Origin of the sequence: Nonomuraea sp. NPDC050328, assembly GCF_044459405.1 — a bacterium.
Taxonomy (GTDB): domain Bacteria; phylum Actinomycetota; class Actinomycetes; order Streptosporangiales; family Streptosporangiaceae; genus Nonomuraea.
Genome location: NZ_JBITIW010000009.1, coordinates 402,179 through 428,111, shown reverse-complemented (window position 1 = coordinate 428,111; position 25,933 = coordinate 402,179). Strand labels below are relative to the sequence as shown.

Genomic DNA, 25,933 nt, shown 5'->3' with positions numbered 1-25,933 from the left:
GGTCCCCATGGTCAGGGAGTCCTACCTGGTCGCCGCCGCCTCGGCGGTCTCGTTGCTGCGGGAACCGGCGGTGGCCGCCGCCTGGAACAAGCCCAGCGCCCTCACGGAGTTCTCGGTCGGCGGCCTGGCCGCGCACCTGGGTCACCAGCTCGTCCGCGTCTCCGACGTGCTGGCCCTTCCGGAGGACAGCCACGAGCCGGCGCCGCTGCTGGAGCACTACTTCCGCTCCCCCTGGGTCGAGGCCGGCCTCGACCACGAGAGCAACATCGGCGTACGGCGAGGCGGCGAGGCCGTGGCCGCCGAAGGCGCGGACGCGGTGGTGTCGAGGAGCGAGGTACTCCTGGAGACCTTCCGCGAGGTCCTGCCCGAGGAGAGCCCCGAGCGGGTCGTCTTCCTGCCGTGGGCCGGCTGGGCGCTCACCCTCGACGACTTCCTGCTCACCAGGATGATGGAGATCGTCGTGCACTCCGACGACCTGGCGGCGAGCGTCGGCGTGCCCACGCCCGAGCTCCCGGCCGAGGTCATCGACCCCGTGGTCGACCTGCTGGCGCGGCTGGCCGTACACCGGCACGGGCCGACCGCGGTCATCCGCGCGCTGAGCCGGGCCGAGCGCGCCCCGGCCACGATAAGCGCCTTCTGAGTCCGATTTCCGCGAGAACCGGTGGTCCGATTACCGCCGGTTCTCCGACCTGACCAGCGTCTACGTTGGCAGGCATGGAACTTGGACTGAACGGCAAGATCGCCCTGGTCACCGGTGCCTCGAAGGGCATCGGCCTGGCCGTCGCCCGCACCCTGGCCGCGGAGGGCGCCCACGTGGTCGCGGTGTCGCGGACCCCCGCCCCCGGCCTCGACGCCGACCACTTCGCCGCCGACCTGACCGACCCGGAGGCGCCCGCGGCCGCGGTGCGCTACGTGGCCGAGCGGTTCGGCGGGCTCGACATCCTGGTGAACAACGCCGGCGGCCCGCCCCCCGGTGTGACGTTGCCGCGTTTCGGCTTTCTGACGCCCGGTGACGACGACTGGCGCCAGATGCTCGAGTTCAACCTGCTGAGCCCGGTGCGTGCCATCCGGGCGGCGATCCCGCTGATGCTGGAGCGCGGCGGTGGCGCGATCGTCAACGTCTCGACCACGATGGCCCGCATGCCCGCCCCGATGAACGTCGACTACAGCGCGGCCAAGGCCGGGCTGAGCACGGTGACCAAGTCGCTGTCGGAGGAGTACGGGCCGCAGGGCATCCGGGTGAACACCGTCTCGGCCGGGCCCACCCGGACCGCCTGGTGGACCGAGTCGGGCGGCGCGGCCGACGTGCTGGCCGGCGCCACCGGCGCCGACCGCGAGGCCGTGCTGGACAAGGTCGCCCCTGAGATGATGAACCTCACCACCGGGCGCCTGGTCGATCCTCAGGAGGTCGCCGACGTGATCACGCTGCTGGTGTCGCCGCGCTCGGCGGCCACCACCGGAGCCGACTTCGTCGTCGACGCCGGCCACCTCAAGCAGGTGTAGTCGGGCAGGTCGATGCGGCTGGCCATCCGGTCACCCATCTTGATCATCGAAGTGAGCAGGAAGCGGCGGCGGAAGAGCTGGTTGCGCAGCCAGCGGCCAGGGCGGGTCTTCGGGGCCATGAACGGGCCGGCGTTGCCGTTCTCGGCGCTCTTGGCGTAGGGGCGGAAGAGCTCCTCGTAGCGCCGGAAGGCCGTGCGGTGGTCGGCGTTGGTGGCCAGTTCCCCGGCCAGCACGTAGGCCGCCACGACCGCCAGGCCCGTGCCGAACCCGCCCAGCGTGTTCCCGTAGGCCGCGTCCCCGATCAGGGCGACGCGGCCTGCGGCGTAGCTGCCCACCCGGGCCTGGCTGATCGAGTCGAGGTAGACGCTCCCCGCCCGGTCCAGCGCGGCCAGCACCTCGGGCACCCGCCAGCCGCAGCCGGCGAAGGCCGCGCGGACGAGCTCCTTCTGCTGCTCCTCGTCGTAGCGGTCGTAGGACAGCTCCGGCGAGGCGAAGACGAAGAAGCTGGCCGCCTTGCTCCCGCCCAGGCTGATCATGCGGCCCGGCTCGTTGTACATCACCGGCTCGACATCGAGGTCGAGGTCGGCCAGCGCGTAGTAGTAGCCCAGGTGACGGACGTGCTCGTGCTCCGGGCCGAAGGCCAGCCGGCGGACGTTGGAGTGGATGCCGTCGGCGCCGATCACCAGGTCGAAGGTGCGGGGCGCGCCTCGCTCGAAGCTCACGTGCACGCCCGCCGGGGTCTCGGTCAGCGAGGTGATCGAGTCGCCGAAGACGTACTCGCAGCTCTTCTCGGTCTGCTCGACCAGGATGCGGGCCAGGTCGCCGCGCAGGATCTCCAGGTCGCCGCCGGTGAACTCGCCCGGCCACACCGCCACCTCGCGGCCCTTCTCGTCGATGATCGTCAGGTCGGTGCCGCCGGTCTGGTGCTCCCGGATCCGCTCCAGGACGCCCATGCGCTCCAGGACGGTCAGGTGGGTCTCGCCCTTGAAGTCGACCGCCTGGCCGCCAGGGCGCAGCGCCGGGGCCTTCTCCACGAGGGTCACCTTGGCGCCGGCGCGGGCCAGCCAGAAGGCGAGGGCGGGGCCGGCGATGCTCGCGCCGGAGATGAGGACCGTGGTGTTCGTCAGCGTCATGCCCACACCTTCGGCTGGGCCGCTGACAACCGACGGCCCGATCGCTGACAGCCCCCGCCCCGACTGTCAGCGGGGGTGCTCACCGTCCACGGCCTTGGCCACTGCGGCCAGGGCGGCTTCGCGGTCGAGGGCGGCGGCCTCGGCGTAGGTCGTGGCGAAGCGTTCCTGGCCCAGGGCCGCGCGTGCCCGGGCCGCGGTCTCGGCCACGTCCCGATCCCCCGCCACCGCCAGCCCGCGCAGCGCCACGGCCACCCCGAGCAGGCGCGCACTCTCCTCCGCCGGTACGGCTTCCGCCAGCCCCTCCACCGCATCAGCCAGCTCGGCGACCAGCGGCGACTGCCGCGCCAACGCCACCGCCTCCCGATGCCACCCGGCCACCGAATCCCCCTCGACGCCCAGCGCACCGGCGATCCTGGCCCGCTCGGTCAGCACCCGGGCCGGACCGGCGTCGAGCCCGAACCCCTGCCCCTCGGCCGCCGTCGCCGCCCGCTCGACCTGCCGCCGGGCCCCGTCGAGGTCCCCCGACCAGCGGGCCAGCCGAGCCAGCCCGAGCGCGGCGATCGGCGGTTGCCCCGCCCTGGCCCGCGACTCGTCAGCAGCCTGGAAGTCGGCGACCGCCGACGGGTCCCCTTCCCGCACCCGCGTCTCGGCCCGCCGGGCCAGCACGTCGGCCGACTCCTCCAGCGCACCGAGCTCCTCCAGCAGGTCCAGGGCCTCGGCCCGCAGCTCATGGGCCCGCTCCCACTGCCCACGCCAGCTCGCCACCAGGGCCTGCCAGTCGAGCGCCTGCGCCATCCCCCACCGCTCGCCGAGCGCACGGAACCGGCTCAGCACCCCGTCCAGCAGCCGGTCCCCCTCGCCCGGCTCACCGCCCAGCACCCGGACCAGCCCGTCGCTGAGCCGCCCCAGCGCCACGTTCCAGTCGTCGCCGCCGAGCAGCGCGGGCGAGCCGAACCCGTCGGGGCCCACGAACATCCCCCACAACGCCGCGGTGAACGGGTGCCGCAGCGGCCGGTCCATGCCCCGCATGATCGCCGCCGCCCGGTCCCAGTGCTCCTCCGAGGCGCGCGGCACCGCGTGCAGGACGCAGGCCACGTACTCCTCCTCCAGGCCCGGCAGCGGCTCCAGCAGACCGGCCGCGATCTCACCGACCTGGCCGCGCCGGCCGCTCAGCCAGCAGTACGTGGCCAGCGCGGCGACCATCCGCTGCCCGGTCTCCGGGTCGTGCCGCATCGCCGCGGTCAGGTTGGCGTGCTCGGCCGACAGCCGGGCCAGCCAGTCGAGCTGCTCGGCCCGGCGCAGGTGCGGCTCGGCGCGCAGAGCCAGGTCGAGGTAGTAGCGGGCGTGCTCGGCGCGGACGTCGTCGGTCAGGGTGGCCGCGCAGAAGTAGCGGATCGTGTCGAACATCCGGAACCCCGAGCCTTCGAGCACGACGAGGGACTTGTCGACGAGGTCGGCGATGTCGCCGCACAACGCCTCGGCGGCCTCCAGCGAGGCGCCGCCGGCGAAGACCGAGAAGCGCCTGGCCAGCTCCTGCTCGTGCGGGGTGAGCAGGCTCCAGCTCCACTCGACCGCCGCGCGCAGGGTCTGGTGGCGGGCGCTTGCCGTACGGTCGCCTCGGGACAGCAGGCGGAAGCGGCCGTCGGTGGCGAGCCGGGCGGCGAGCTCGGCGACCGGGAAGGTGCGCAGGCGGGCGGCGGCCAGCTCCAGCGCCAGCGGCAGGCCGTCGAGGGTGGCGCAGACCTCGGTGACCGCTTCGACGTTGGCCTCGGTGACCTCGAACCCCGGACGTACGGCTGCCGCCCGATCGGCGAAGAGCCGGACCGCGGGGTAGGCCAGGGCCTCGGCCGGGGTGGCGCCCGGCGGCGGTGCGGCGAGCGGGGCCAGGGGGACCAGGTGCTCGCCGGTCAGGCCGAGCGGCTCCCGGCTGGTGGCCAGGATGGCCAGGCCGGGGCAGGCGGCCAGCAGATGCCGGGCCAGCGCGGCGGCGGCGTCGATCACGTGCTCGCAGTTGTCCAGCACCAGCAGCAGCTCCCGGCCGGCCAGCGCGGCGGTCAGCCGGTCGAGCGGCCCGGCGGGGGTGTGCGGCAGGAACCCGCCGCCCTCACGCACGCCCAGCGCACCCAGCACGGTGAGCGCGACCACCTCGGACCCGCCACGGGGCGGGCGGGCTTCTACGGCGGACAGGTCGGCGAAGCAGACCTCGCGAGGGTCGCGGGCGGCGGCCTCGACCGCGAGCCGGGTCTTGCCGACGCCGCCGGGGCCGAGCAGGGTGACCAGCCGTTCGCCGCCCAGGCCACCGAGCTCGCCCGCCCGGCCGACGAAGCTGGTGAGCTGGGCGGGCAGTCCCCGCACGGCCGGCCGCTCGGCCCGCAGCACGGACAGGTGGAGGGCGGCCAGCTCAGGCGAGGGATCCGCGCCCAGCTCGGCGGCCAGGCGTGCCCGGGTCGCCTCGAACACCGCCAGCGCCTCGGCCGGCCGCCCGGTGGCCACCAGCGCCCGCATGAGCAGCCCCGCCAGCCGCTCCCGCAAGGGATGCTGAGCCACCAGCCCACCCAACTCGGCCACCAACCCCGGCACCCCGCCACCGAAGGCCCCGCTCCCCGGGGGTGCCTGGTTCTCCGTGGTGGGGGCACCCAGGGCCAGGGTGGCCTCGGCCAGGTCCTCGACCGCCGACAGCCGCAGTTCCTCCAGCCGAGCCACCTGCGCCGCGCCGAAGGGCAGGTCGGGCAACGCCGGCCCCCGCCACAGCCCCAGGGCCTCACGCAACCGCTGGACGGCAGCCGAGTGCGAGCCCCGCGAAAGCAGGTCACGCCCCTCCCCGGCCAGCCGCTCGAACAGGTGCGCGTCCACGTCGAGCGGCTCGACCGCCAGCCGGTAACCGGTGCCCTCGAAGGAGACCGGCAGGTGCCGCCGCAGCCGCGAGACCTGGGCCTGCAGCGCGTTGGCCGCTCCGGCGGGCGGCGCGTCGCCGTACTGGCCGTCGATCAGCCGCTCGACCGGCACCACCCGCCCGGCCTCCAGCAGGAGCATGGTCAGCAGCGCCCGCGGCCTGGGGCCGCCGACGGCGACCTCCTCTCCGGAGGCGCTCTCGACCGTCAGCGGCCCGAGGATGCCGAAGCGCATACCTGCGATCGTAGGCCCGTCAGCCGGACTGGCTCCGCGCGGCGTAGTGGCAGGCCGCCTGGGCGTCCGGTACGGCAGGCAGCACGCTCAGCAACTCGCCCCTGCACAGGTCGGCCACGCCGGCCTCCGCGGCCCGCCCGCTGCTGAGCACCTGGCAACGCGCGTGGAACCGGCACCCGCCGGGCACCCGGGTGGGGTCGGGCGGCTCGCCGGTGAGCACGACCCGCTCGGTAGACTCCGGCAGCACCGACAGCAGCGCCTGCGTGTACGGATGCCTCGGCTCGGTCAGCACCTGCTCCACCGGCCCCGACTCGACGATGCGCCCGAGGTACATCACCGCCACCCGGTCGGCGATGTTCCAGGCCAGCCCGAGGTCGTGCGTGACGACCAGCGCGGACAGGCCCAGCTCGTCGCGCAGCCGCAGCAGCAGCGCGAGGATCTCGCCGCGCACCGAGGCGTCGAGCGAGGCGACCGGCTCGTCGGCGACCAGCAGGCTGGGGTCGAGCGCGAGCGCCCCGGCGATGACCACGCGCTGGCGCTGGCCACCGGACAGCTCGTGCGGGTAGCGCAGGAAGAAGCGCTCCGGCGGGCGCAGCCCGGCCCGGCTGAGCGCGCTGCGCACGATCTCCTCCTCGTTGGCCAGGCCGTGGATGCGCGGGCCTTCGGCGACCGCCTCGTAGACGGTGTGCCTGGGGTTGAGCGCGCCGGTCGGGTCCTGGAGGACGAGCTGGGCCTGGCGGCGGTAGGCCTTGAGCGCCTTGGAGGAGTAGTCCAGGGCGGCTCCGCCGTACAGGACCTGGCCCTTGGTGGGGCGTTCGAGGCCGAGCAGGGTGCGGGCGAGGGTGGTCTTGCCGCATCCGGACTCGCCGACCAGCGCGACGATCTCGCCCTGGCCGACCGCCAGGTTGACCCCGTCGACGGCCCGGGCCCGCCGGCCGCGGGAGGAGAACTCGACGTGCAGGTCGCGGGCTTCGAGCAGGGTCTGGGTGACGGTCATCGTCATGACGCCTCCGTTTCGAGGACGTGCACGCAGGCGGCCTCGCGGCGGTCGCCGGCCCGCCAGAGCTGGACGTCGAGCGAGGCGCAGCCGGGCAGCGCGACCGGGCACCTCGGGTGGAAGGGGCATCCGGCCGGCAGGTCCATGGGGTCGGGCGGGTCGCCGCCGAGTCCCTTGGGCGCCAGGCGGGAGACCGGGTCGCCGACGGTGGGGAAGGCGGCGGCCAGGGCCCGGCTGTAGGGGTGCTTGGCGTCGTGGAAGACCTCGTGGGAGGGGCCGACCTCGACCAGGCGGCCGGCGTACATGACGCCGAGCCGGTCGCACATGTCGGCCAGGACCGACAGGTCGTGCGAGATCATGATCATCGAGATGCCGCGCTCGGCGATCAGGCCCTTGATCAGGGTGAGCACCTGGGCCTGGACCATGACGTCGAGCGCGGTGGTCGGCTCGTCGGCGATGATCAGGCGCGGCTCGCAGGCCAGGGCCATGGCGATCATCACGCGCTGGCGCTGGCCGCCGGAGAGCTCGTGCGGGTAGCTGCGGGCGCGCCAGGCCGGGAGGCCGACCTGGCTGAGCAGCTCAGCCACCCTCTTATCCGGATTTTTCGTTATCTCGTGGATGATGAGCGGTTCGGCGATCTGCTCCCCGATCCGGCGCACCGGGTTGAGCCCGTGCTGCGCGCCCTGGAAGACGATCGACGCCTCCGCCCAGCGGACCGCGCGCAGCCGGCCCCACTTCATGGCCAGGATGTCCTCGCCGCCGAGCATGATCTTGCCCTCGACGCGGGCGGTGGCCGGCAGCAGCCGCAGCAGCGCCATGGCCAGCGTCGACTTGCCGGACCCGGACTCGCCCGCGATGCCGAGCGCCTCGCCCGGCGCCAGGGCCAGCGAGACCCCGCGCACGGCGGGCACCTCGCCCGAGGCGATCCGGTAGGTGATGGACAACTCGTCCAGTTCGAGCAGGCTCATCGCGACACACCCCGCAGACGTGGGTTGAGCACGGCCTCGAGCGCCCGGCCGCAGAGCGTGAAGGCGAGCACGACCGCGACGATGCAGACGCCGGGCGACAGGATGTACCACCACGCGCCCTTCGTCGCCGCGCCCCAGTCGTAGGCGCCGCGCAGCAGGCTCCCCCAGGACGTCGACCCCGAAGTCGCGCCGAGGAAGGCCAGCGTGGACTCGGCGACGATCGCGCTGGCCACCTGCAGGGTGGTGTTGGCCAGCACCAGCGGCGCCACGTTCGGCAGCACGTGCCTGGACATGATGTGCCAGTGGCCGGCGCCGAGCGCCTTGGCCCGCTCGATGTACGGCCGGGCCTCCACCGCGAGCGTCTGCGCGCGGATCAGCCGCGCGGTGGTCGCCCACGAGGTGATGCCGATGGCCAGGATGATCGTCGCGCCGCTGCCGCCGAGGATGGCCGACAGCACCAGGGCCAGCACCAGCGAGGGCAGCACCAGGAACCAGTCGGTGACGCGCATGAGCACCGCCGACAGCCAGCCGCGGAAGTGCCCGGCGGCGATCCCGACCACGGTGCCGATGCCGATGCTGAGCAACGCGGCCAGGAAGCCGATGAAGAGCGAGACCCGCGAGCCCCACATGATCATCTCCAGGACCGAGCGGCCCGACTCGTCCGTGCCGAGCGGGAACTCGAAGCTGGGCGGGGCGAGCTTCTGCCCCGTGGCCTTGGTCACGTCCATGACCGAGATGTCGCTGAGCAGGGGCGTGAGCAGGGCGAGCGCGACCGCGGCGAGCAGGATGGCGCCGCCGATGACGCCGGCCCGCTGCTTCCTGAACTCCGCCCAGAACCGGCCCAGCCCGGCCCGCCGCCGTTGCCAGGCGATAGTCGTCACGTCGACCTCACTCTCGGATCGAGCACGTGGTAGAGCACGTCGGCCAGCGTGTTCATGATGATCACCGCGACGCAGACCACGATGAAGGTGCCCTGCATGACCGGGAAGTCAGGCCCCTTGATCGCCTCCACGAAGAGCAGGCCCAGGCCGGGCCAGGAGTAGACGTACTCCACGCTCACCGCGCCGCCGACCACGAAGCCGATGTGGATGAAGACCAGCGTGACCGTCGGCAGCAACGCGTTGGGCACGGCGTGCCGCCGCCGGACCAGGTCGTCGCGCAGGCCCTTCGCCCGCGCGGTGACCACGTAGTCCTGCCCGATCTCGTCCAGCAACGACGAGCGCATGACCAGCAGGTACTGGGCGTAGACGACGGCGACCAGGGTGAGGCACGGCAGCACCATGTGGTGCGCCACGTCCAGCACGTAGGCGAAGCCGTCGGGCGAGTCCACGCTCTCCATGCCGCGGGTCGGGAACAGGCCGGGGATCGGCCCGATGCCCGAGGCGAGCGTCATGAGCAGGAGCAGGCCCAGCCAGAAGGTCGGCACCGACCAGAGCACCAGCGAGACCGCGGTGGAGTAGCGGTCGAAGCGGCCGCCGTGCTTCCACGCGGCGCGGGTGCCCTGCCACAGGCCGAGCGCGACCGAGATGATCACGCCGACGCCGGTGAGCAGCAGCGTGGGCCCGAAGCGCTCGCCGATGAGGTCGAGCACCGGCCGGCGGTACTCGTAGGAGGTGCCGAAGTCGAAGGTGAAGGTCCTGACCAGGAAGTCGAGGAACTGCTGCGGGACCGGCTGGTCGAGCCCCATCTGCTTGCGCAGGAGGTTGATCTGGTCGGGGCTGAGCGGCACGTCCCGGGTGTAGGCGATCACAGGGTCGCCCGGGATGAGGCGGAACAGGAAGAACGTGGCGATGACCACCATGACGATGCTGAGCAGCGCGCCGCCCAGCTTGGTCAGGGCGTACCGCCACATTCCCCGCGAGGCCGGGCCCGCCGCCAGATCGGCGGCGAGCCCGGTGTCGATCGTGCTGGTCACTCTCGGTCGTCCGCCGTGGTCTTGCGGCGGCGCAGAGCCAGGAAGCCGACCGCGGCCACCGCGACGACGCCGCCGACGATGCCGGCGATCAGGCCGGTGCTCATGCCGCCACCGCTCGCGGCGCCCGCCGGCGCGGGGGCGTCCATCGAGTACATCGGCCAGCCGCTGCTGCCGCCGTACAGGATGCCCTCACCTTGGCGGCCGGCCGGCACCGGCTCGATGCTGGTGATGCGGTCCTTGCGGTACAGCTCCAGGTTGTTCGGGTAGTAGATGGCGATCACCGGGGCGTTGACGTACAGATTCTTCTGCATCTGCTTGATCAGGTCGGCCCGCTTGGCCCGGTCGAGCTCCTTGAGCTGGTTGGTGTAGAGGCCCTCGTACTCCTGGTTGCACCAGAAGGACTCGGTGCCGCCGCCCTCGCCGGAGGGGGTGGGCCGCCGGCTGCACAGGTGCGTGGCGAGCACCTCCTCGGGGTCGGGGTTGACCGACCAGCCGCTGATGGCGATGTCGAACAGCGCGGTGCTGCCGGTCTCCTCGGTGAACTTGTTGGAGTCGAGCGCCCGGGTGGTCAGCGTGATGCCGATCTCCTTGAACCAGCCGGTCAGGAACTGCGCCAGCTTCTCCTCGGTGGGCGTCTCGGTGTGGATGCTGAAGCGGAACTCCAGCTTCTTGTTCGGGTCGTCGGGCATCGTGCGGACGCCGTCGGCGCCCTTCTTGTAGCCCGCCTCGTCGAGGATCTGGTTGGCCTTGGCCAGGTCGAAGCTGACCTTGTCGGCGCCCTCGGCCTGCCAGAAGAAGTCCTTGTACATCGGCGGGACGATCGAGCCCTCCGCCGGGACGGCCAGGCCGTTCTGGACCTGGTCGACCAGGGCCTTCTTGTCGATGGCGTAGTGCAGCGCCTGCCGTACCTTGACGTCCTTCAGCGCGGGGTGGCCGTCGCCGATGGGCTTGTCGTCGGAGGTGGTCGCGCCGTGGTTGATCTGCAGGTAGGCGGCGCGGCGGCCCGGGGTGTTCCACTGGACGATGTTCGCGTCGCCCGCGCCGGCCTCCCACTGCGGGGCGGCGAGGCGGCCGATGAGGTCGATGTCGCCCTTCTTCAGACCGGCGACGGCGGCCTCGGGGTTCTCGTAGAAGACGACCTGCAGTTCGTCGATCTTGGCCTTGCCGCGCCAGTAGTCGGGGTTGGCCTTCAGCTTGACGTACTGGTCCTTCTTCTGCTCGTACGGGATGTACGCGCCGTTGACCGCGGGGTTGTCCTCCGCCTCGTAGGCGTCGATGTCGGCGACCTTCTCCCAGACGTGCTTGGGCACGATCGGGATCGGGTTCTCCAGCATCGAGGCCTGCGGGGCCTTGGTCTTGATGACGAGGGTGCGGTCGTCGGTGGCCGACACGCTCTCGAAGTTCTCGACGGCCGGGCCGTTGCCGGTCTTGGCCTTGTCGTCAGTCATGATCTTGTTGAACGTCCAGGCCGCGTCGTGCGCGGTCACCGGCTTGCCGTCCGACCACTTGGTCTCGCGGATCTTGAACGTCCAGGTCAGCCCGTCGGGGCTGGTCGTCCACGACTCGGCCAGGTCCGGGCTGGGAGCGAGCGTCTTGGGGTCGGGCGTGGTCAGGAAGAGGTACGTCCAGCGCTGGAGCTGCCCGGCGATCAGGCGCACCGCCTTGAACGGGTTCATCGAGTCGACGGACTGGATCGAGCCGATGCGCACGATCTTCTTACCCGCCGAGGGATCCTGGGCCAGGGCGGCCTGCCCCTGGACCAGCAGTAAAAAAGCCACGCCGAGCGCCGACAGGCGCGCGAGCCATTTCGTCATCAGTGCCTCACCTTCAGGCGGGGGGTTACCTGTTGTACAAGAAGGCACACCCTAGGGAGAGCGTGTGTCAACGAACGGCGGAAAATTGTTTCATTCCCGTTGCATTCCGCGGTGTAAATTTTCAGTCCGCTAGGGTTCCGCCATGCGTCTCGCGCTCGCCGCCCTCGCCTTGATCACCGTTGCCGCAGGCCTCGGGCTCAGGATGTTCATGGACGGGCCCTTCGCGAAGTACGGCGGCGACGCGCTCTACACGGTGCTGATCTATGTGCTGGTGTTGCTCGTGTGGCCCAGGTTGAAACCGCTGTGGACGCTGCTCATCGCGGTCGGGGCGAGCTGGGTGATCGAATTTGCGCAGATTGTGGGGATTCCTGAGGTTTTGCGGCCGGTGTTCGGGAGCACCTTCAACGCCCCCGATCTGCTCTGGTACGCCGTGGGCGGGCTGCTGGCGTTCCTCCTCCATGCGTACGGCCGGCGCTCCGTGTCGGAGAGCCGGCCGTGAAGTGGGTTGTCAGGCTGCGGGGAGATCAGTGGCAGCCGCCGGAGCCGCAGCAGGAGCCGCCGGCCTGCGGGAGCAGTTCCACCTTGGGGGCGAGCTCATAGCCCGCCTCGGCCACCGCCGCGCCGACGAGCGCCTCGTCCACCGGGCCCTCGCTGGTCACCGTGACCGCCTTCGTGGCCAGGTCGATCCGCACCCCGCTGACCCCCGCGACCTTGCCCACCTCGGCGGTCACCGAGCTCACGCAGTGGCCGCACGTCATGCCTTCAACCTGAAAAGTCGTCACCGTCATAACCCCAACTATACCCCCTAGGGGTACTAGGCCGCCATATTCGGGGTAGCGGATCCCTATGATGACCATCGCATTCCTCGTCGCACCAGAAGGCGTCGAGCAGATCGAGCTGACCGAGCCGTGGAAGGCGATCAAGCAGGCCGGGGGCACCGCGCTCCTGGTCTCGACCGAGCAGGGACACGTCCAGGGCTTCAACCACCTCGACAAGGCCGACCACTTCGCCGTCGACGCCACCGTCGACAGCACCAGCTCGGCCGAGTTCGACGGACTCGTCCTGCCCGGCGGGGTCGCCAACCCCGACTTCCTGCGTACGGTACCGAAAGCCGTCGCCTTCGTCCGGGAGTTCTTCGACGCCGGCAAACCCGTGGCCGCGATCTGCCACGCGCCCTGGACGCTCATCGAGGCCGACGTCGTCCGCGGCCGCACGATGACGTCCTGGCCCAGCCTCCAGACCGACCTCCGCAACGCCGGCGCCACCTGGGTGGACCAGGAGGTCGTCGTCTGCAACGCGGCGCCGAGCACGCTGGTGACCAGCCGCAAGCCGGACGACCTCAAGGCCTTCTGCCAGGCCGCCGTCGAGGCCTTCGGCTGACCGGCGTCGTACCACGGCAGCGGCGGTCGCCGCCGCTGCCGGAATAATCCGTTGCCGCAGCGCGCTTGTACGCGGCACTATGACGCTCATGTTCCGGCACGCTCTCCTGACCACGCCCGCGATCGCCGCGGGTGTGCTCGAGCGTGTCTGCGACGGCCTGGAGCGCTGACCTCTCCCCGTAAGTCCTGGTGACCCGGCGGGGGGAGGTCGACCGACCCGTTCGGGTCACCCCCTTCAGGCACTCGCGACAAGGAACTCCCATGGCCAAGCAGGCCTACGTGCGGAACAAGCCGCACCTCAACATCGGCACGATGGGCCACGTCGACCACGGCAAGACCACCCTGACCGCCGCCATCACCAAGGTGCTCGCCGAGCGCGGCGGAGCCACGTTCACGCCGTTCGAGAAGATCGACCGCACGCCCGAGGAGGCGCAGCGCGGCATCACGATCAACATCTCGCACGTCGAGTACGAGACGGCCACCCGCCACTACGCGCACGTCGACATGCCGGGCCACGCCGACTACGTGAAGAACATGATCACGGGGGCGGCGCAGCTCGACGGCGCCATCCTCGTGGTCTCCGCGCAGGACGGCATCATGCCGCAGACCCGCGAGCACGTCCTGCTCGCCAAGCGGGTCGGCGTCGAGCACCTGGTCGTCGCGCTCAACAAGGCCGACGGCGCCGACCCCGAGCTCGCCGACCTCGTCGAGCTGGAGCTGTCGGAGCTGCTGGCCGAGCACGACTACCACGACGTGCCCATGGTCCGCGTCTCCGGGCTGCGGGCGCTGGAGGGCGACCCCGCCTGGACCGCCTCGATCGAGGCGCTGCTCCAGGCGGTGGACGACCACATCCCGGTGCCCGTCCGCTACGTGGACGTGCCATTCCTGATGCCGGTCGAGAACGTCCTCACCGTCACCGGGCGCGGCACCGTCGTCACCGGCGCCATCGAGCGCGGCGCGGTCCGCGTCGGCGACACCGTCGAGGTCGTGGGGTACGGCGAGCCGTACACCGCGGTCGTCACCGGCGTCGAGACGTTCGGCAAGACCATGGAGCGCGGCGAGGCCGGCGACAACGCCGCCGTGCTGCTCCGCGGCGTCCCTCGCGAGCAGGTACGGCGGGGCATGGTCCTGGCCGCGCCCGGCTCGCAGCTCGCCCGGGACAGCTTCACCGCCCGGGTCTACCTCCTCACCCCCGAGGAGGGCGGCCGGCGCAAGCCGATCGTGGACGGGTACCGGCCGCAGTTCTACCTGCGGACCACCGACGTGCCCGGCCGCATCGACCTGCCCGGCCCGGCCGAGCCCGGCCAGACCGTCGAGGTCACCGTGCACCTCGGCAGGGCTGTGGCGGTCGAGGCGGGGCTTGGCTTCGCCATCCGCGAAGGCGGCCTCACCGTCGGCGCCGGCACCGTCCTGCCCTGACCTCGTCCCCCGCCCCGGCGTGCTCCACACGTCGGGGCTCCATCCTCGGCCTGGGCGCGCTCCGCGCGTCCGGGCCTCGGGCCCTGCCCTGTGGGGGGCCGCCTCCGGCGTCCCCCCACACCCCCCGATGCGAGGAGCCTCCGGCCCCTCGCGCTACCCGAGCGTGCGGCGATTTACTGAGGTTCGGCTGCGATGCTGGACACCTCTCCCTTGCTGAATCAAATCTGTAGACTTGATTCAGCGAGAGGAGGCTCCATGGATCTCAAGACCGTCGGCCAGCGAGTCAGAGCCGAGCGCGAACGGGCCGGCCTCAACCAGCGCGAGCTCGCCGCGCAAACCGGCCTGTCACAACCGACACTGGCCCGCATCGAGCTGGGCACGCGAACGAAAGTCACCATCGCCGAACTCGACACTGTGGCCGCCGCGCTGGGGATTCCCCTCGCCGACCTGACCCGCGGCAACCCGGTACGCTCCCGCGCCCGCGTCGCCGCACGGATCGGCCGGCCGGATGACGAAGCCGCGACCGTCGCGATCCAGCAGGCGATGGACATCCTGGTTCTCGATGACCGACTGGACCGGCTCGTCGCCCCCTACACCCCTCCGCCCCGGCCCGACCTCCCGCTCCCCGACGCGTCGCTACCGGCCGAGACCCAGGGCCGGATGCTCGCCGAGGCGGTTCGTCACCTCCTGGATCTCGGCGGCGCGCCCCTGTCGGACCCCGGAGAGCTCGCCGAGCGACTGACCGGGGCCGATACCGCGGTGCTCGACTTTCCCGCAGGGGTGGACGGCTTGACGGTCATCGACCCCGACCGGCGAGTCGTCCTGATCGCCATCGGCTCGCGTGCTGTGGCGGAACGTCAGCGCTTCACCTTCGCCCATGAGCTCGGCCACCTGCTCTTCGGCGACGGCGCGCACAGCGACGCCGTCACCGCGTGCCGTACTCCGGCCGAGGTCCGTTGCGACGCCTTCGCCCGGCATCTGCTCGCCCCGCAGGACGGGATCCGGGCGTGGCTCGCCCCTACCGGCCGCCCGCTGGCCGAACGCGACTGCGCCCTGCTCGCCCGCCACTTCGGCGTGAGCCTCATGGTGATCCTCATCCAGCTCCGGCAGCTCGGCCTGCTCACCGATGCACAGGTCGAGACCCTTCGTGGACCTTCCGGCGCGCATCTCGCGCGGCGCTACGGCTGGGGGGCGCAATACGACCGCGAGCAGGAGAACGCGCGCGTTCGGCGGCCACCACGGCGGGTCCTCGAACGTGCGACCACCGCGTACCGCGCGGGACGACTCGGCATCCGCGCGCTGGCCGCGATCGAAGCGCGCGATGTGGCCGAACTGGCGGCCGGCCTGGCTGAGGCGGGCATCAATCCGGACAGCCCGCCGGTGCGTCACGCCGACCTCGGTCGCCTGCTGTCGCGGGCTCGAACACGAGCCGCCCGGGAGGACTGACGTGCCCGATCGGGGAGACGAGATATGTGTCCTGGACGCGGTGATCTGTGTCCATTTCGTGGGGGCGAACCTCCATCCTCTCCTGATCGATGTGCTGACCAAGGCCGGGCTTGTTCTTCTCGTCCCGCACGAGGTTTGCGAGGAAGTCGCCGGCAAGGACGGCAAGTACCCCGGTCTGCGGCAACGCTGGGCGCGGCTGGCTGCCAGCGGGCGGATCGAGGTGCTGCCCGCGCTGGAGCTCGCCACGGCGGCTCCCCGGGTCGTGGAAGTGATCGAGGAGATTCGTGGCCTCGACCTTGAGCAAGCCGTACGTGCCCGCCGCGACCTGGGCGAGGTGGTTGTGGTCGCCCACAGCGTTCACCTGGCCGAACTGGGTCACGAGGTCATCGCCGCCCTAGACGATCAAGAAGGTCAGCGGCTCGCCGCCCGGTGGAACATCCCCGTCCTCAGCATTGAGGACGTCCTCACCCTGGCGATCGAGCTCGGCCACTTCCCCTCGATCGCCGAGCTTCGCCGCGACTACGCACGACTGCGCGCCTTCGGGGACGGGCTGGTGCCCCTGGAGAAGACCAGTCTGGTGGAAGTCCACCGAAGGTGGCTCCGGACCGACGCGACGGCCCGCGTCCCGGCCCAGGTAGAGGAAGCCGGACCGAGCCAGGGAGGGACACCGCCGGCCAGTGGCCCGCAGTGACCTGCTGGCGGGCCCGCTACTACCGTCCCAATCTGGTCTGCCTGCCCAACGGCGAAAGGCCCCTCGTTGAGGGGCCTTGTCCGGTGCGGGTGGTCAGCCGGGCAGCTTGTCCAGGAAGCCGATGACCTCGCGGATCCGGCCTTCCGGGGTGAGGCGCACCACGTCGAAGCCGATCGCGACGGGCTCGGTCGCGCCTTCGGGGGCGAGGTGCCAGGTGAAGCGGGCCACGTCGTGGTGGGCCTCGAACACCTGCCCGGCGGTGAACACCAGGCCGGGGAACATGCCCTGGGCGCCGGCGATCACTGCGGCGATGGCCTCGTGGCCGGCGACGTCGGCCAGGGGGTCGGTGTAGGTGCCGTCCTCGGTCCACAGGTCGGCGACGGCCTTGGCGCGGGCGTCGGCGTCGGTCTCGTTCCAGGCGGCGAGGTAGCGGGCGAGCAGGTCGTTCGTCATGGGAGCAGCCCTTTCAGGTGAGCGGTCAGGGGTGGAACCAAAGATCAGGTGGGCCGGAAGCCAGGGGCCAGGGGCCAGGGGCCAGGGGCCAGGGGCCAGGGGCCAGGGGCCAGGGGCCAGGGGCCAGGGGCCAGGGGCCAGGGGCCAGGGGCCAGGGGCGGGTGCCGGGGGTCCGGCCGGTGCCAAGGGCGGGTGCCGGGAACTCGGCCAGCGCCAGGGGGCTGGCAGGTGACGGGGGTCAGGGGCGGTTGGCCTTGCGGAGGCCGATGATCTGGAGCTCAGCGAAGCCGCCGACGACCAGCGCCTGGGCGATGGCCCAGACCGCGCCGAGAGTGCTGAACTCGATCACCCCGGTCACCACCGCCGCGATGCTGCCGAGCGCCCAGATCATGTTGAGCGCGATCACCGCCTTGACGGCCGCGGCGTTGGGCCGCGCGGCGAGGAAGCCGACGGCTGCGCCGTACACGAGCAGGAAGACCCCGATCCCGCGCAGCAGGCCGGTGTCGGGCCCGAGGAGGTCGCCGACCGGTCCGGCGAAGGCCAGGTAGATGAGGCCGTTCCCACCGGTGACCACGGCGTCGGTGGCGAGGGCGAGACGGAGGAACCGGGTGCGGTCCGCGGTGACGGTCATGGCGGTCATTTCGAGCTCCCTTCCGGGGTGTTTCCCCGTGCGATGTCCCAAGGTTGTCGCGAACGGGGTGACCTGCGCGATTACGCGGGAGGTAATGCGGGCGGCTATTTCGGGCCCGACCAGGGGGAAGATTTTTGCCCCCCGCAGAGTGGGAAGGAAGCAGATAATCCGGATCAGGACCAGTTGGTAGGCTGTCGAGATGACCGCCATGGCGCCCGCCCGCACCGAACCGGACCTCTCCTACCTGCTCGACCACTCCAGCCACGTGCTGCGCACGAAAATGGCCGCCGCGCTGGCCGAGATCGGGCTGACCGCGCGCATGCACTGCGTGCTGGTCCACGCCCTGGAGGAGGAGCGCACGCAGATCCAGCTCGCCGAGATCGGCGACATGGACAAGACCACGATGGTGGTCACCGTGGACGCGCTGGAGAAGGCGGGCCTGGCCGAGCGCCGCCCGTCCAGCACCGACCGGCGGGCCCGGATCATCGCGGTCACCCCGAAGGGCGCGGAGGTGGCCGCACGCAGCCAGGAGATCGTCGACGGCGTGCACCAGGCGGCCCTGAGCGCCCTGCCGGACGACGAGCGCGAGGTGTTCCTGCGAGCGATGAACCGCCTGGTCACCGGCCATCTGGCCACCCCGGTCGAGGCCCCGCAGGGGGTACGGCGGGCCCGCCAGAAGGCTTGATTGGATCCGTGAAGGATCGTCTATAACAAAACTATCTGCTATGGTCTCTCCTGTCCCCCAACGGAGCAGGAGAGAAAGCTCATGGCCTCCACCACACCCCGATCCCGCCGACTGGCCCTCATGGTGCTGTCGGCGGCGATGTTGATGACGATCCTCGACGGCAGCATCGTGACCGTGGCGATGCCCGCCATCCAGCGCGACCTCGACTTCTCCCCCGCCGGCCTGAGCTGGACGGTCAACGCGTACCTGATCGCCTTCGGCGGGCTGCTCCTGCTGGCCGGCCGGCTCGGCGACCTGATCGGCCGCCGCGCGATGTTCCTGGCCGGGAACGCGGTCTTCACCGCGGCCTCGGTGCTGGCCGCCGCGTCGGCCGGGCCGGGCCTGCTGATCACCGCCCGGTTCCTGCAGGGCGTGGGCAGCGCGATGGCCTCGGCCGTCCTGCTCGGCATCCTGGTGACGCTGTTCACCGGCGCGGCCGAGCGGGCCAAGGCGATCGGCGTGTTCAGCTTCACCGGCGCGGCGGGCGCCTCGATCGGCCAGGTGCTCGGCGGGGTCCTGACCGACCTGCTGAGCTGGCACTGGATCTTCCTCATCAACCTCCCCATCGGGCTGGCCACGATCGCCCTGGCCGTCCGCGTCCTGCCCGCCGACCGCGGCGCCGGGCTCGCCGGGGGCGCCGACGTCGTCGGGGCCGTGCTGGTCACCGCCGGGCTGATGCTGGGCATCTACACCGTGGTCAAGGTCGAGCAGTACGGCTGGCTCGCCGCGCACACCCTGGGCCTCGGCGCGGTGTCGCTCGTGCTGCTGGCGCTGTTCGTGCTGCGGCAGGCGAGCGCCCGGGCGCCGCTGATGCCGCTGCGGATCTTCCGCTCGCGCAACGTCTCCGGGGCGAACCTGGTGCAGATCCTCACGCTGGCGGCCATGTTCGCCTTCCAGATCCTCGTCGCGCTCTACATGCAGCAGGTGCTCGGGTACGGCGCGCTGGCGACCGGCCTGGCGATGTTGCCCGCGGCGCTGGCCATCGGCGGGGTGTCGCTGTTCGTCTCCGCACGGCTCAACACGCGGTACGGCGAGCGTGCCGTACTGCTGGCGGGGCTGGCCTTGCTGCTCGGCGCGATGGGCTGGCTGACCCGCGTCCCCGTCCAGGCCGACTACGTCACCGACCTGCTCCCGGTCATGCTGCTCATCGCCGGTGGCGGCCTGGTGTTGCCCGCGCTGACCTCGCTCGGCATGTCCGGGGCCAAGGCCGACGACGCGGGGCTGGCCTCAGGGCTGTTCAACACCACGCAGCAGATCGGGATGGCCTTCGGCGTCGCCGTCCTGTCCACCCTGGCCGCCACCCGCACCGAGGACCTGCTCGCCGCCGGCCAGAGCCGGGCCGCCGCGCTGACCGGCGGCTACCACGTGGCCTTCGCGGTCGCCGCGACCCTGCTCGTGGCCGCCTTCACCGTCACCCTCCTCGTCCTCCGCCAGCCCCGCACCCCCGCTCCAGAGCCCCTCCTCGTCGCCTGAACCGCTGAACCCCACCGACTGCAGACAGGACCCAGACCCATGACCCAGACCGAGTCCACCCCCGTGGCCCCTCGCCCGCTCACCGACGCGGACCTCTCCCACCTGCTCGCCACCCAGCGGTTCGGCGTCCTGTCCACCGTCAAGCGCAGCGGCCACCCCCACCAGTCCACCGTCATGTACCACTGGAACCCGGACGAACGAGTCATCCGGATCTCCACCACGACCGACCGCCTCAAGGCCCGCCACGTCCGCGCCAACCCCCGCATCTCCCTGCACGTGACCGGCCCGTCCATCTGGTCCTTCGCCGTCGCCGAGGGCGACGCGGAGGTCTCGGAGGTCACCACCGAGCCCGGCGACGCCACCAGCAGGGAGCTCCTCGCGATCACCCCGGGATTCGCCGACCCGGCGGAGGAGGCTGCCTTCCTCCGCCGCCAGGTGGACGAACAGCGCGTGGTGATCAGACTGCCCGTCACCCGCCTGTACGGCACCGCCCTCGACCTCCCCGCCGCCGACTAGCGGACCGCCCCGACCGAGCCGCGCCCGAACCACTGCTCCGCAGCCGCCGCCAGCCCGTCCCCGCCGCTCCCCGCCCACGCCACGACCCCGTCCGGCCGGATCAGGATGGCCTCGGCGGGGGCGTCGGCGCACCGAGCCCGAACCACCTCGACCCGCCCGCCGAGCTCCTGGTCGAGGCTTGCCGTACCAACCAGATCGAGCAGCACCGGCCGGCCCCGATGCATGAGCTCGGCCACCCGCCGCTCCCCGTCCTCGGTGACCACCCGAAGATCGGGAACCAGCCGCCCGATCAGCGAGTGACCGCCGCTGCCGTACGGCAAGTCGGACCCGTGCAGCAGCGCGGCCATGTGCCGCACCGGCTCCTCATAGGCGAAAACCTCGGTCAGCAGCGACCGCAACGCGTCCCCCTCCTCCTGCGGCAGCCGCTCCAGAGCGGCCTGAGCGCGCGTCTGCATCAACGCCCGCTCAGCCGCGGGACGACGCTCCGCCTCGTAGGTGTCGAGCAGCCCCTCCGGCCCGTCCCCCGCCAGCGTCGCCGACAACTTCCAGCCCAGGTTGACCGCATCCACCAGGCCGACGTTGAGCGCCGAGCCGCCCGCCGGGAACAGATGCGCGGCGTCACCTGCCAGAAACACCCGCCCGCTCCGGTACCGCTCGGCCACCCGTGCCTGCGACCGCGTACGCGACAACCAGATCGGCTCGCCCAGCGGCAGGTCGTCGCCGAGCACCCGACGGACCGCCGCCTGGAAGTCGGCGATCGTGACCCGCCCCGCCGCGTCGCCGCGCACCTCCCGGACGCCGACGATGTGGACTCCAGGCTGGAGCGAGGTGACCAGGACCCGCCCGGCCGGCGTGCGGTTCCACCCCGGCCCCAGCCCCGCCACCCGAGGATGGTCGAACACCCCGGTCTCGGTGCCGGTGGTGAAGTGACCGAGCCACACCTGCTCGTCGTCGGTGGTGCCGGGGAAGCCGATCCCCGCCAGCTCGCGGACCCGGCTGCTGCCCCCGTCACACCCCACCGCATAGCGACCGCGCAGGGCGAACCCCTCGCCCTGGACCGTCACCGACTCCGCGTCCTGCGCGAGCGAGGTCACCTCGTGCCCCCAGCGGATCCGCACCCCCAGCTCGGCCGCCCGCTCGCCCAGCAGCCGCTCCAGCCGGGGCTGCTGGATCATCAGCATCCGCAGCGGGATGCCGTCCACCCCGGCGAACCGGAGCGGGACCGACCCGAACGGGAACCCCGGCGGCACGCCGAAGAAGGGGCTCCCGGCGCTCAGCCGCTCCAGCAGCCCCCGATGGTCTAAGACGTCGATGATCTGCCCGCCCAGCCCGTTGGCCTTGGGTGTGTCCCCAGGCTGTGGACGCCGGTCCAGCACGACCGGGCGGGCGCCGGTCAGGCTCAGCTCGCAGGCCAGCAGGAGCCCCACGGGCCCTGCTCCGATGATGATGATGATGATGTCCTCCATGCCTGTCAGGCTAGATTGACAAACATCGGCCGTCAACCTAGCCTGACAGCGTGGATCTGGAGGAACTGTCCGAGCGCATCAGAACGAACGACCCCGCCGTCGGGCTCCGCGCGGTGGGCGCCCTGCACCGGCTGGCCGAGCAGGTCGAGGCCACCTCGGTGCTGCTGGCCCGCGAGCAGGGCTGGACCTGGGAGCAGATCGGGGACGCCCTGGGCGTCTCCCGTCAGTCTGTGCACGCCAAGTACGGGAAGTGAGAACCGGCCATGTTCGGGAGCGAGAAGAGCCCCTTCGCCGTCGCCATCAAGGCGGCGGCCGACGAAGCCCGGCAGCGTGGCGACCGCCGGATCGGCACCGAGCACCTGCTGCTCGGCCTGCTGCGCACCCCTGACTCGATCACCAGCCGCGCCCTTGGCGTCGACCTCGCCACCGCCCGGCGCGCCCTGGCCGACCTGGACGCCGCCGCCCTCCGCGCCATCGGCCTCGACATCGACCCGCCACCCCCCACCCGGGCCCGCCGCCACCCCACGGTCTCCCCCACCGCCCTCGCCACCGGGGCCCGCACCGCCCTCACCCAGGCCGTCAAGACCACCACCCGCAAGAACCGCGACACCGAGGGGCCGGCCCAACTCCTCTTGGCCTTGCTCTCCCACGAACCGCCCGACCCCGTGGCCCAGTTGCTGGACCACCTCGGCATCGACCGCCCCACCACCCGAACCCGCCTCACCCACCCATCCGAGTAACCCCGCCATCTCGGCCGGTCCAGCGCCGCGACTCCTGCCCCGTCGAACCGGCCGCCATAGTCACCGCCCCTTCCCGATGGGCCCGAGTCGGCCCACCGCACCGACCGGACGAGGTGCACCGCTCCCTCGGACCCGCCCCACGACGACTTCGCGGCGAGCCCAGCCGACCATCCCTCGAGGACCTCCCGAGCACCGAGGTTCGCCGTCCGCGGACATCGGTGCCGCCGCTAGGTCGGAGCCGTGCGCCCGGTCACCGGCTTCCAACCCCCGGAACTCCCCAGCCTGCGGGTCGCCCCAGGCCCGGGGAGCGCAGACCGAAGCTCCAAATGCGCGAAGCGCCCTCGCGAAGGACCGAAGCCCCGGAAAGGGCCAGAAGTGCGTGGCGGAGGGCCAAGTTTTCCGGAGGGTTGTGGAATCTAGCCGAGTACGCGTGATCAAACCGGCGATGTAACACCTAGCCCGCCGCCCAGGAATGGTCTAAACGTAGGCCAAAAGGAGTCCGCATGCTGGAGCTCGTCGCAGCGTGGGCCGGGCGACCGGTTCACGAGGTTCCGATCAAGGGTGGCCTGAGCCATCGCGTCTCGCGCGTGGAGTGCGAGGACGGGCGGCAGTGGGTGCTGCGCGTGCTGGATCCGGCGGTCTGCGCGGCGGGTCTGGGGATCCCGCTGGAGCAGGAGATCGCCAACACCGAGCTGGCCGCCCGCACGGGCGTGGGTCCGTCGATCGTCGCGAGCTGGCCGGAGTGCGGGACGCTGCTGCTGGAGTACGTGGAGGGGGTGACGCTCGACGCGGCCGGGGTGGCCGCGAACATCGAGGGCATCGCGAAGGCCTGCAAGGTCCTGCACGCCGGCCCGCGATTCGTGAACGACTTCTCGATCTTCGACAAGTTGCGGCAGTTCCGGGAGATCTGCCGGCAGTACGGCCTGAGCAGGCCGGACGGCTACGACGACGTGCTCCCCGCGGTCGAGGAGATCGAGCGCGCGATGCCGCGGGTGCCGACCGTCCCGTGCCACAACGACCTGCTGGCGGGCAACTTCATCGCCACCGCGGACGGCATCCGGATCGTCGACTACCAGCTCTCGGGCAACAACGATCCGGCCTTCGAGCTGGGCGACATAGCGGCGGAGGCGGATTTCGACCCTGACCGGACGGCGAGGCTGGCCAGGGCGTACGGCATCGACGAGGCGAGGGTCCGGCTCTTCCTGATCATGTCGAACGTGACGTGGACGTTGTGGTTCTCGGTCCATCACGGGCTCATGGCCAGGCAGGGCGCCTTCGACTACGCCGCCGAGGCGGCGGAGAAGTTCGCGCGTGCCGTACGAGATCTGGACGACCCGTCCTTCGGCCAGCTCATCGATCAGACAAGGAGACACCCCCCATGACAGTCGACGAGGACGCGAAACGGCTCGCCGAGCTCGGCTACAAGCAAGAACTGGCGCGGACGTGGAGCGGCTTCTCCAACTTCGCCATCTCCTTCTCCATCATCTCCATCCTCGCGGGCTGTTTCACCACCTTCTACCAGGCGTGGAACAACGGCGGGCCGGTCGCCATCTCGTGGGGCTGGCCGATCATCTCGATCTTCATCCTGATCATCGGCCTGTCCATGTCGGAGCTCGTCTCGGCCTATCCGACGGCCGGCGGCATCTACTGGTGGGCGGCCAAGCTGGGCAAGCCGGTGCACGGCTGGTTCACCGGGTGGCTGAACCTGGTCGGCCTGATCGCGGTGACCGCGTCGGTGGACTACGGCTGCGCGACGTTCCTGGATCTGACGTTGACGCAGTTCACCGCCTGGGAGCCGAGCCTGCTGCGGGTGTTCCTGTTCTTCGTGGCGATCCTGGCCCTGCACGCGCTGATCAACATCTACAGCCACCGGCTGATCTCGCTGCTGCAGAACATCTCGGTCTGGTGGCACGTGGTCGGCGCGGCGGTCGTCGTCGGCATCCTGGTCTTCCTGCCGGAGCGGCACCAGTCGGCGTCGTTCGTCTTCACCGAGACGATCAACAACTCCGGGTTCGGCGACGGCACGAGCGGCCTGCCGTTCTGGTTCTACGTGCTGCCGCTGGGCTTCCTGCTCACGCAGTACACGATCACCGGTTTCGACGCCTGCGCGCACGTGTCGGAGGAGACGAAGGGGGCGGCGCACTCGGCGGCGCGCGGGCTCTGGCAGTCGATCTTCTACTCGGCGATCGGCGGCTGGATCGTGCTGCTGGCCTTCCTGTTCGCGGCCACCGACGTGGACGCGATCAACAAGGGCGGCGGCCAGGTGGTGGCCATCTTCAACTCGGCGCTCGACGTGGTCCCGGCGACGCTGATCCTCGGCATCTCGACGATCGGCCAGTTCTTCTGCGGGATGAGCTGCGTGACGTCGATGTCGCGGATGACCTACGCCTTCTCGCGTGACGGCGCGGTGCCGGGCTGGCGGCTGTGGTCGCGGGTGGACCGGAACCGCACGCCGGTCGCGGCGATCCTGGGCGGCTGCCTCGCCGCCCTGGTGATCACCCTGCCGGCGCTCTACGCCCCTCCCGGTACGGTCACCCCGACCGCGTTCCTGGCGGTGGTGTCGATCGCGGTGATCGGGCTCTACCTGGCCTTCCTCATCCCGATCTGGCTGCGCTGGCGGATGGGCGACGCGTTCGTCGCCGGCCCGTGGACGCTCGGGTCGAAGTACAGGGTCCTGAACCTGATCGCGATCGTCGAGATCGTGATCATCTCGATCTACTTCATCATGCCGGTCTCCCCGGCGGGCGTGCCGTTCAGCGAGGACTTCGACTGGAAGGCGGTCAACTACGCGCCCATCGCCGTCGGCGTCGTCCTGCTCGGCATCGGGCTGTGGTGGACGCTGTCGGCGAGGAAGTGGTTCACCGGACCCCGTCGCAACGTGGACGAGGTGCCGGCTCCCTAACCCGCCTCGAAGGCGGTGACGACTGCGGCGCGGACCTCGTCCATCGAGGTCCGCCCCAGTTCGCGCTGGACCGAGGTCATGTCGACGTCCGGCATCCCGCAGGCCACCGCCCAGTGCCAGGGCTCCAGGTCGCCGTTGACGTTGAGGGCGAACCCGTGGCTGGTGACGCCGCGGCTCTGCCGCATGCCGATCGAGACGATCTTGCGTCCGGTCTCGGCGGTCCAGACGCCGGTGAGCAGTTCGGAGCCGGGCGGGGTGTCGCGGCGCTCGGCCGGCAGGCCCAGCTTCCCGAGCGCCTCGACGAGCCGCAGCTCGACCTCGCGCACGTAGTCGACGATGCCCTCGCCCTCGCCGAGCTTGACGATCAGGTAGCCGACGAGCTGGCCGGGGCCGTGGTAGGTGAGCTGCCCGCCCCGGGTGGTCTCGACGACCGGGATGCCCTTGGCGGGGTCGGGCAGGTGGTCCATAGGGGTCCGCCGGCCGATGGTGAAGACCTGCGGGTGGCTGAGCAACCAGAGGGTGTCGGGGCGCTCGTCGCGCTGGCGTTCGCCGACGAGCTCCCGCATCCGCTCCATCGCCTGGTCGTAGTCGACCAGGTCGTCCTGGATCAGCGTCAGGGGGCGTTGCCTCATGCTTC

General features: G+C 71.5%; 25 protein-coding genes and 1 pseudogene. 14 read left to right on the top strand and 12 right to left on the bottom strand.

The genetic code is table 11. The annotated features are described in order from the left end of the window. Window positions 1-7: 7 nt before the first annotated feature. Together ACIBG7_RS31830 and ACIBG7_RS31825 are read left to right on the top strand one after the other, a co-directional pair. Complete coding sequence (locus tag ACIBG7_RS31830) at window positions 8-640, top strand: maleylpyruvate isomerase N-terminal domain-containing protein (protein WP_357920296.1); 633 nt, start codon at window positions 8-10, stop codon at window positions 638-640. A 74-nt stretch (window positions 641-714) separates the two neighbouring features. Then, window positions 715-1,503, top strand: coding sequence for an SDR family oxidoreductase (locus ACIBG7_RS31825; protein WP_357920293.1), 789 nt, complete (start codon window positions 715-717; stop codon window positions 1,501-1,503). On the opposite strand, the gene ACIBG7_RS31820 is transcribed toward ACIBG7_RS31825, so the two are convergent. From ACIBG7_RS31820 to ACIBG7_RS31790, 7 genes are all read right to left on the bottom strand, one after another. Beyond that, a complete protein-coding gene (locus tag ACIBG7_RS31820) occupies window positions 1,401-2,636 on the bottom strand; it encodes an FAD-dependent monooxygenase (RefSeq protein WP_397338574.1) in 1,236 nt (411 codons plus the stop codon). The genes ACIBG7_RS31825 and ACIBG7_RS31820 overlap by 103 nt on opposite strands. 66 nt (window positions 2,637-2,702) lie before the next feature. After that, window positions 2,703-5,762 carry a BTAD domain-containing putative transcriptional regulator gene (locus ACIBG7_RS31815; RefSeq protein WP_397338573.1) on the bottom strand — a complete coding sequence of 1,020 codons (3,060 nt, stop codon included), beginning with the start codon at window positions 5,760-5,762 and terminating at the stop codon, window positions 2,703-2,705. A gap of 19 nt (window positions 5,763-5,781) precedes the next feature. Continuing rightward, complete coding sequence (locus ACIBG7_RS31810; RefSeq protein ID WP_397338572.1) at window positions 5,782-6,765, bottom strand: ABC transporter ATP-binding protein; 984 nt, start codon at window positions 6,763-6,765, stop codon at window positions 5,782-5,784. Further along, window positions 6,762-7,727: an ABC transporter ATP-binding protein gene (locus ACIBG7_RS31805; RefSeq protein WP_357920285.1), complete on the bottom strand. Its 966-nt coding sequence runs from the start codon at window positions 7,725-7,727 to the stop codon at window positions 6,762-6,764. The genes ACIBG7_RS31810 and ACIBG7_RS31805 overlap by 4 nt, the downstream gene beginning before the upstream one ends. Then, complete coding sequence (locus ACIBG7_RS31800; protein ID WP_397338571.1) at window positions 7,724-8,608, bottom strand: ABC transporter permease; 885 nt, start codon at window positions 8,606-8,608, stop codon at window positions 7,724-7,726. The genes ACIBG7_RS31805 and ACIBG7_RS31800 overlap by 4 nt, the downstream gene beginning before the upstream one ends. Then, window positions 8,605-9,642: an ABC transporter permease gene (locus tag ACIBG7_RS31795; RefSeq protein WP_357920283.1), complete on the bottom strand. Its 1,038-nt coding sequence runs from the start codon at window positions 9,640-9,642 to the stop codon at window positions 8,605-8,607. The genes ACIBG7_RS31800 and ACIBG7_RS31795 overlap by 4 nt, the downstream gene beginning before the upstream one ends. Continuing rightward, window positions 9,639-11,456 carry an ABC transporter substrate-binding protein gene (locus ACIBG7_RS31790; protein WP_357920280.1) on the bottom strand — a complete coding sequence of 606 codons (1,818 nt, stop codon included), beginning with the start codon at window positions 11,454-11,456 and terminating at the stop codon, window positions 9,639-9,641. The genes ACIBG7_RS31795 and ACIBG7_RS31790 overlap by 4 nt, the downstream gene beginning before the upstream one ends. Window positions 11,457-11,598: 142 nt before the next feature. On the opposite strand from ACIBG7_RS31790, the gene ACIBG7_RS31785 reads away from it, so the two are divergent. Then, window positions 11,599-11,955 (top strand): DUF2809 domain-containing protein, encoded by a 357-nt coding sequence (locus tag ACIBG7_RS31785; RefSeq protein ID WP_397338570.1) that lies wholly within the window; start codon window positions 11,599-11,601, stop codon window positions 11,953-11,955. A 91-nt stretch (window positions 11,956-12,046) separates the two neighbouring features. Here the strand turns inward: ACIBG7_RS31785 and ACIBG7_RS31780 are convergent. Then, window positions 12,047-12,244 (bottom strand): annotated as a pseudogene (locus tag ACIBG7_RS31780) (heavy-metal-associated domain-containing protein); the annotation flags it as partial. Between the two features lie 58 nt (window positions 12,245-12,302). Here ACIBG7_RS31780 and ACIBG7_RS31775 point away from each other — a divergent pair. The 4 genes from ACIBG7_RS31775 (at window position 12,303) to ACIBG7_RS31760 (ending at window position 16,391) form a co-directional block, all read left to right on the top strand. Then, window positions 12,303-12,836, top strand: coding sequence for a type 1 glutamine amidotransferase domain-containing protein (locus tag ACIBG7_RS31775; protein WP_397338569.1), 534 nt, complete (start codon window positions 12,303-12,305; stop codon window positions 12,834-12,836). Between the two features lie 260 nt (window positions 12,837-13,096). After that, window positions 13,097-14,254, top strand: a complete 1,158-nt coding sequence (tuf, locus tag ACIBG7_RS31770; protein ID WP_397338568.1) for an elongation factor Tu — start codon at window positions 13,097-13,099, stop codon at window positions 14,252-14,254. A gap of 255 nt (window positions 14,255-14,509) precedes the next feature. Further along, window positions 14,510-15,700 (top strand): XRE family transcriptional regulator, encoded by a 1,191-nt coding sequence (locus ACIBG7_RS31765; protein ID WP_357920269.1) that lies wholly within the window; start codon window positions 14,510-14,512, stop codon window positions 15,698-15,700. Between the two features lies 1 nt (window position 15,701). Continuing rightward, window positions 15,702-16,391, top strand: coding sequence for a hypothetical protein (locus tag ACIBG7_RS31760; protein WP_397338567.1), 690 nt, complete (start codon window positions 15,702-15,704; stop codon window positions 16,389-16,391). Window positions 16,392-16,484: 93 nt separating this feature from the next. On the opposite strand, the gene ACIBG7_RS31755 is transcribed toward ACIBG7_RS31760, so the two are convergent. Together ACIBG7_RS31755 and ACIBG7_RS31750 are read right to left on the bottom strand one after the other, a co-directional pair. Beyond that, window positions 16,485-16,844 (bottom strand): nuclear transport factor 2 family protein, encoded by a 360-nt coding sequence (locus ACIBG7_RS31755; RefSeq protein WP_397338566.1) that lies wholly within the window; start codon window positions 16,842-16,844, stop codon window positions 16,485-16,487. Between the two features lie 238 nt (window positions 16,845-17,082). After that, window positions 17,083-17,484, bottom strand: a complete 402-nt coding sequence (locus tag ACIBG7_RS31750) for a hypothetical protein (RefSeq protein WP_397338565.1) — start codon at window positions 17,482-17,484, stop codon at window positions 17,083-17,085. A gap of 190 nt (window positions 17,485-17,674) precedes the next feature. On the opposite strand from ACIBG7_RS31750, the gene ACIBG7_RS31745 reads away from it, so the two are divergent. From ACIBG7_RS31745 to ACIBG7_RS31735, 3 genes are all read left to right on the top strand, one after another. Beyond that, window positions 17,675-18,160: a MarR family winged helix-turn-helix transcriptional regulator gene (locus tag ACIBG7_RS31745; RefSeq protein ID WP_357920258.1), complete on the top strand. Its 486-nt coding sequence runs from the start codon at window positions 17,675-17,677 to the stop codon at window positions 18,158-18,160. A gap of 81 nt (window positions 18,161-18,241) precedes the next feature. After that, window positions 18,242-19,672, top strand: a complete 1,431-nt coding sequence (locus tag ACIBG7_RS31740; protein ID WP_397338564.1) for an MFS transporter — start codon at window positions 18,242-18,244, stop codon at window positions 19,670-19,672. Window positions 19,673-19,711: 39 nt separating this feature from the next. Beyond that, complete coding sequence (locus ACIBG7_RS31735; RefSeq protein WP_397338563.1) at window positions 19,712-20,188, top strand: TIGR03618 family F420-dependent PPOX class oxidoreductase; 477 nt, start codon at window positions 19,712-19,714, stop codon at window positions 20,186-20,188. Here ACIBG7_RS31735 and ACIBG7_RS31730 read toward each other — a convergent pair. Continuing rightward, window positions 20,185-21,654: an FAD-dependent monooxygenase gene (locus tag ACIBG7_RS31730; protein WP_397338562.1), complete on the bottom strand. Its 1,470-nt coding sequence runs from the start codon at window positions 21,652-21,654 to the stop codon at window positions 20,185-20,187. The genes ACIBG7_RS31735 and ACIBG7_RS31730 overlap by 4 nt on opposite strands. Window positions 21,655-21,704: 50 nt before the next feature. On the opposite strand from ACIBG7_RS31730, the gene ACIBG7_RS31725 reads away from it, so the two are divergent. From ACIBG7_RS31725 to ACIBG7_RS31710, 4 genes are all read left to right on the top strand, one after another. Continuing rightward, a complete protein-coding gene (locus ACIBG7_RS31725) occupies window positions 21,705-21,908 on the top strand; it encodes a helix-turn-helix domain-containing protein (RefSeq protein ID WP_357920246.1) in 204 nt (67 codons plus the stop codon). 9 nt (window positions 21,909-21,917) lie between these two features. Further along, a complete protein-coding gene (locus tag ACIBG7_RS31720) occupies window positions 21,918-22,394 on the top strand; it encodes a Clp protease N-terminal domain-containing protein (RefSeq protein ID WP_397338561.1) in 477 nt (158 codons plus the stop codon). A 503-nt stretch (window positions 22,395-22,897) separates the two neighbouring features. Next, window positions 22,898-23,776 carry a phosphotransferase gene (locus tag ACIBG7_RS31715; protein WP_397338560.1) on the top strand — a complete coding sequence of 293 codons (879 nt, stop codon included), beginning with the start codon at window positions 22,898-22,900 and terminating at the stop codon, window positions 23,774-23,776. Further along, the gene (locus tag ACIBG7_RS31710) at window positions 23,773-25,296 is read left to right on the top strand and encodes an amino acid permease (protein WP_397338559.1); all 1,524 of its coding nucleotides are present in this window, start codon (window positions 23,773-23,775) and stop codon (window positions 25,294-25,296) included. The genes ACIBG7_RS31715 and ACIBG7_RS31710 overlap by 4 nt, the downstream gene beginning before the upstream one ends. Here ACIBG7_RS31710 and lipB read toward each other — a convergent pair. Beyond that, entirely contained in the window at window positions 25,293-25,928 is a 636-nt protein-coding gene (gene lipB, locus ACIBG7_RS31705) for a lipoyl(octanoyl) transferase LipB (RefSeq protein WP_397338558.1), read from the bottom strand. The two genes, ACIBG7_RS31710 and lipB, sit on opposite strands and share 4 nt — an antisense overlap. Between the last annotated feature and the right edge of the window lie 5 nt (window positions 25,929-25,933).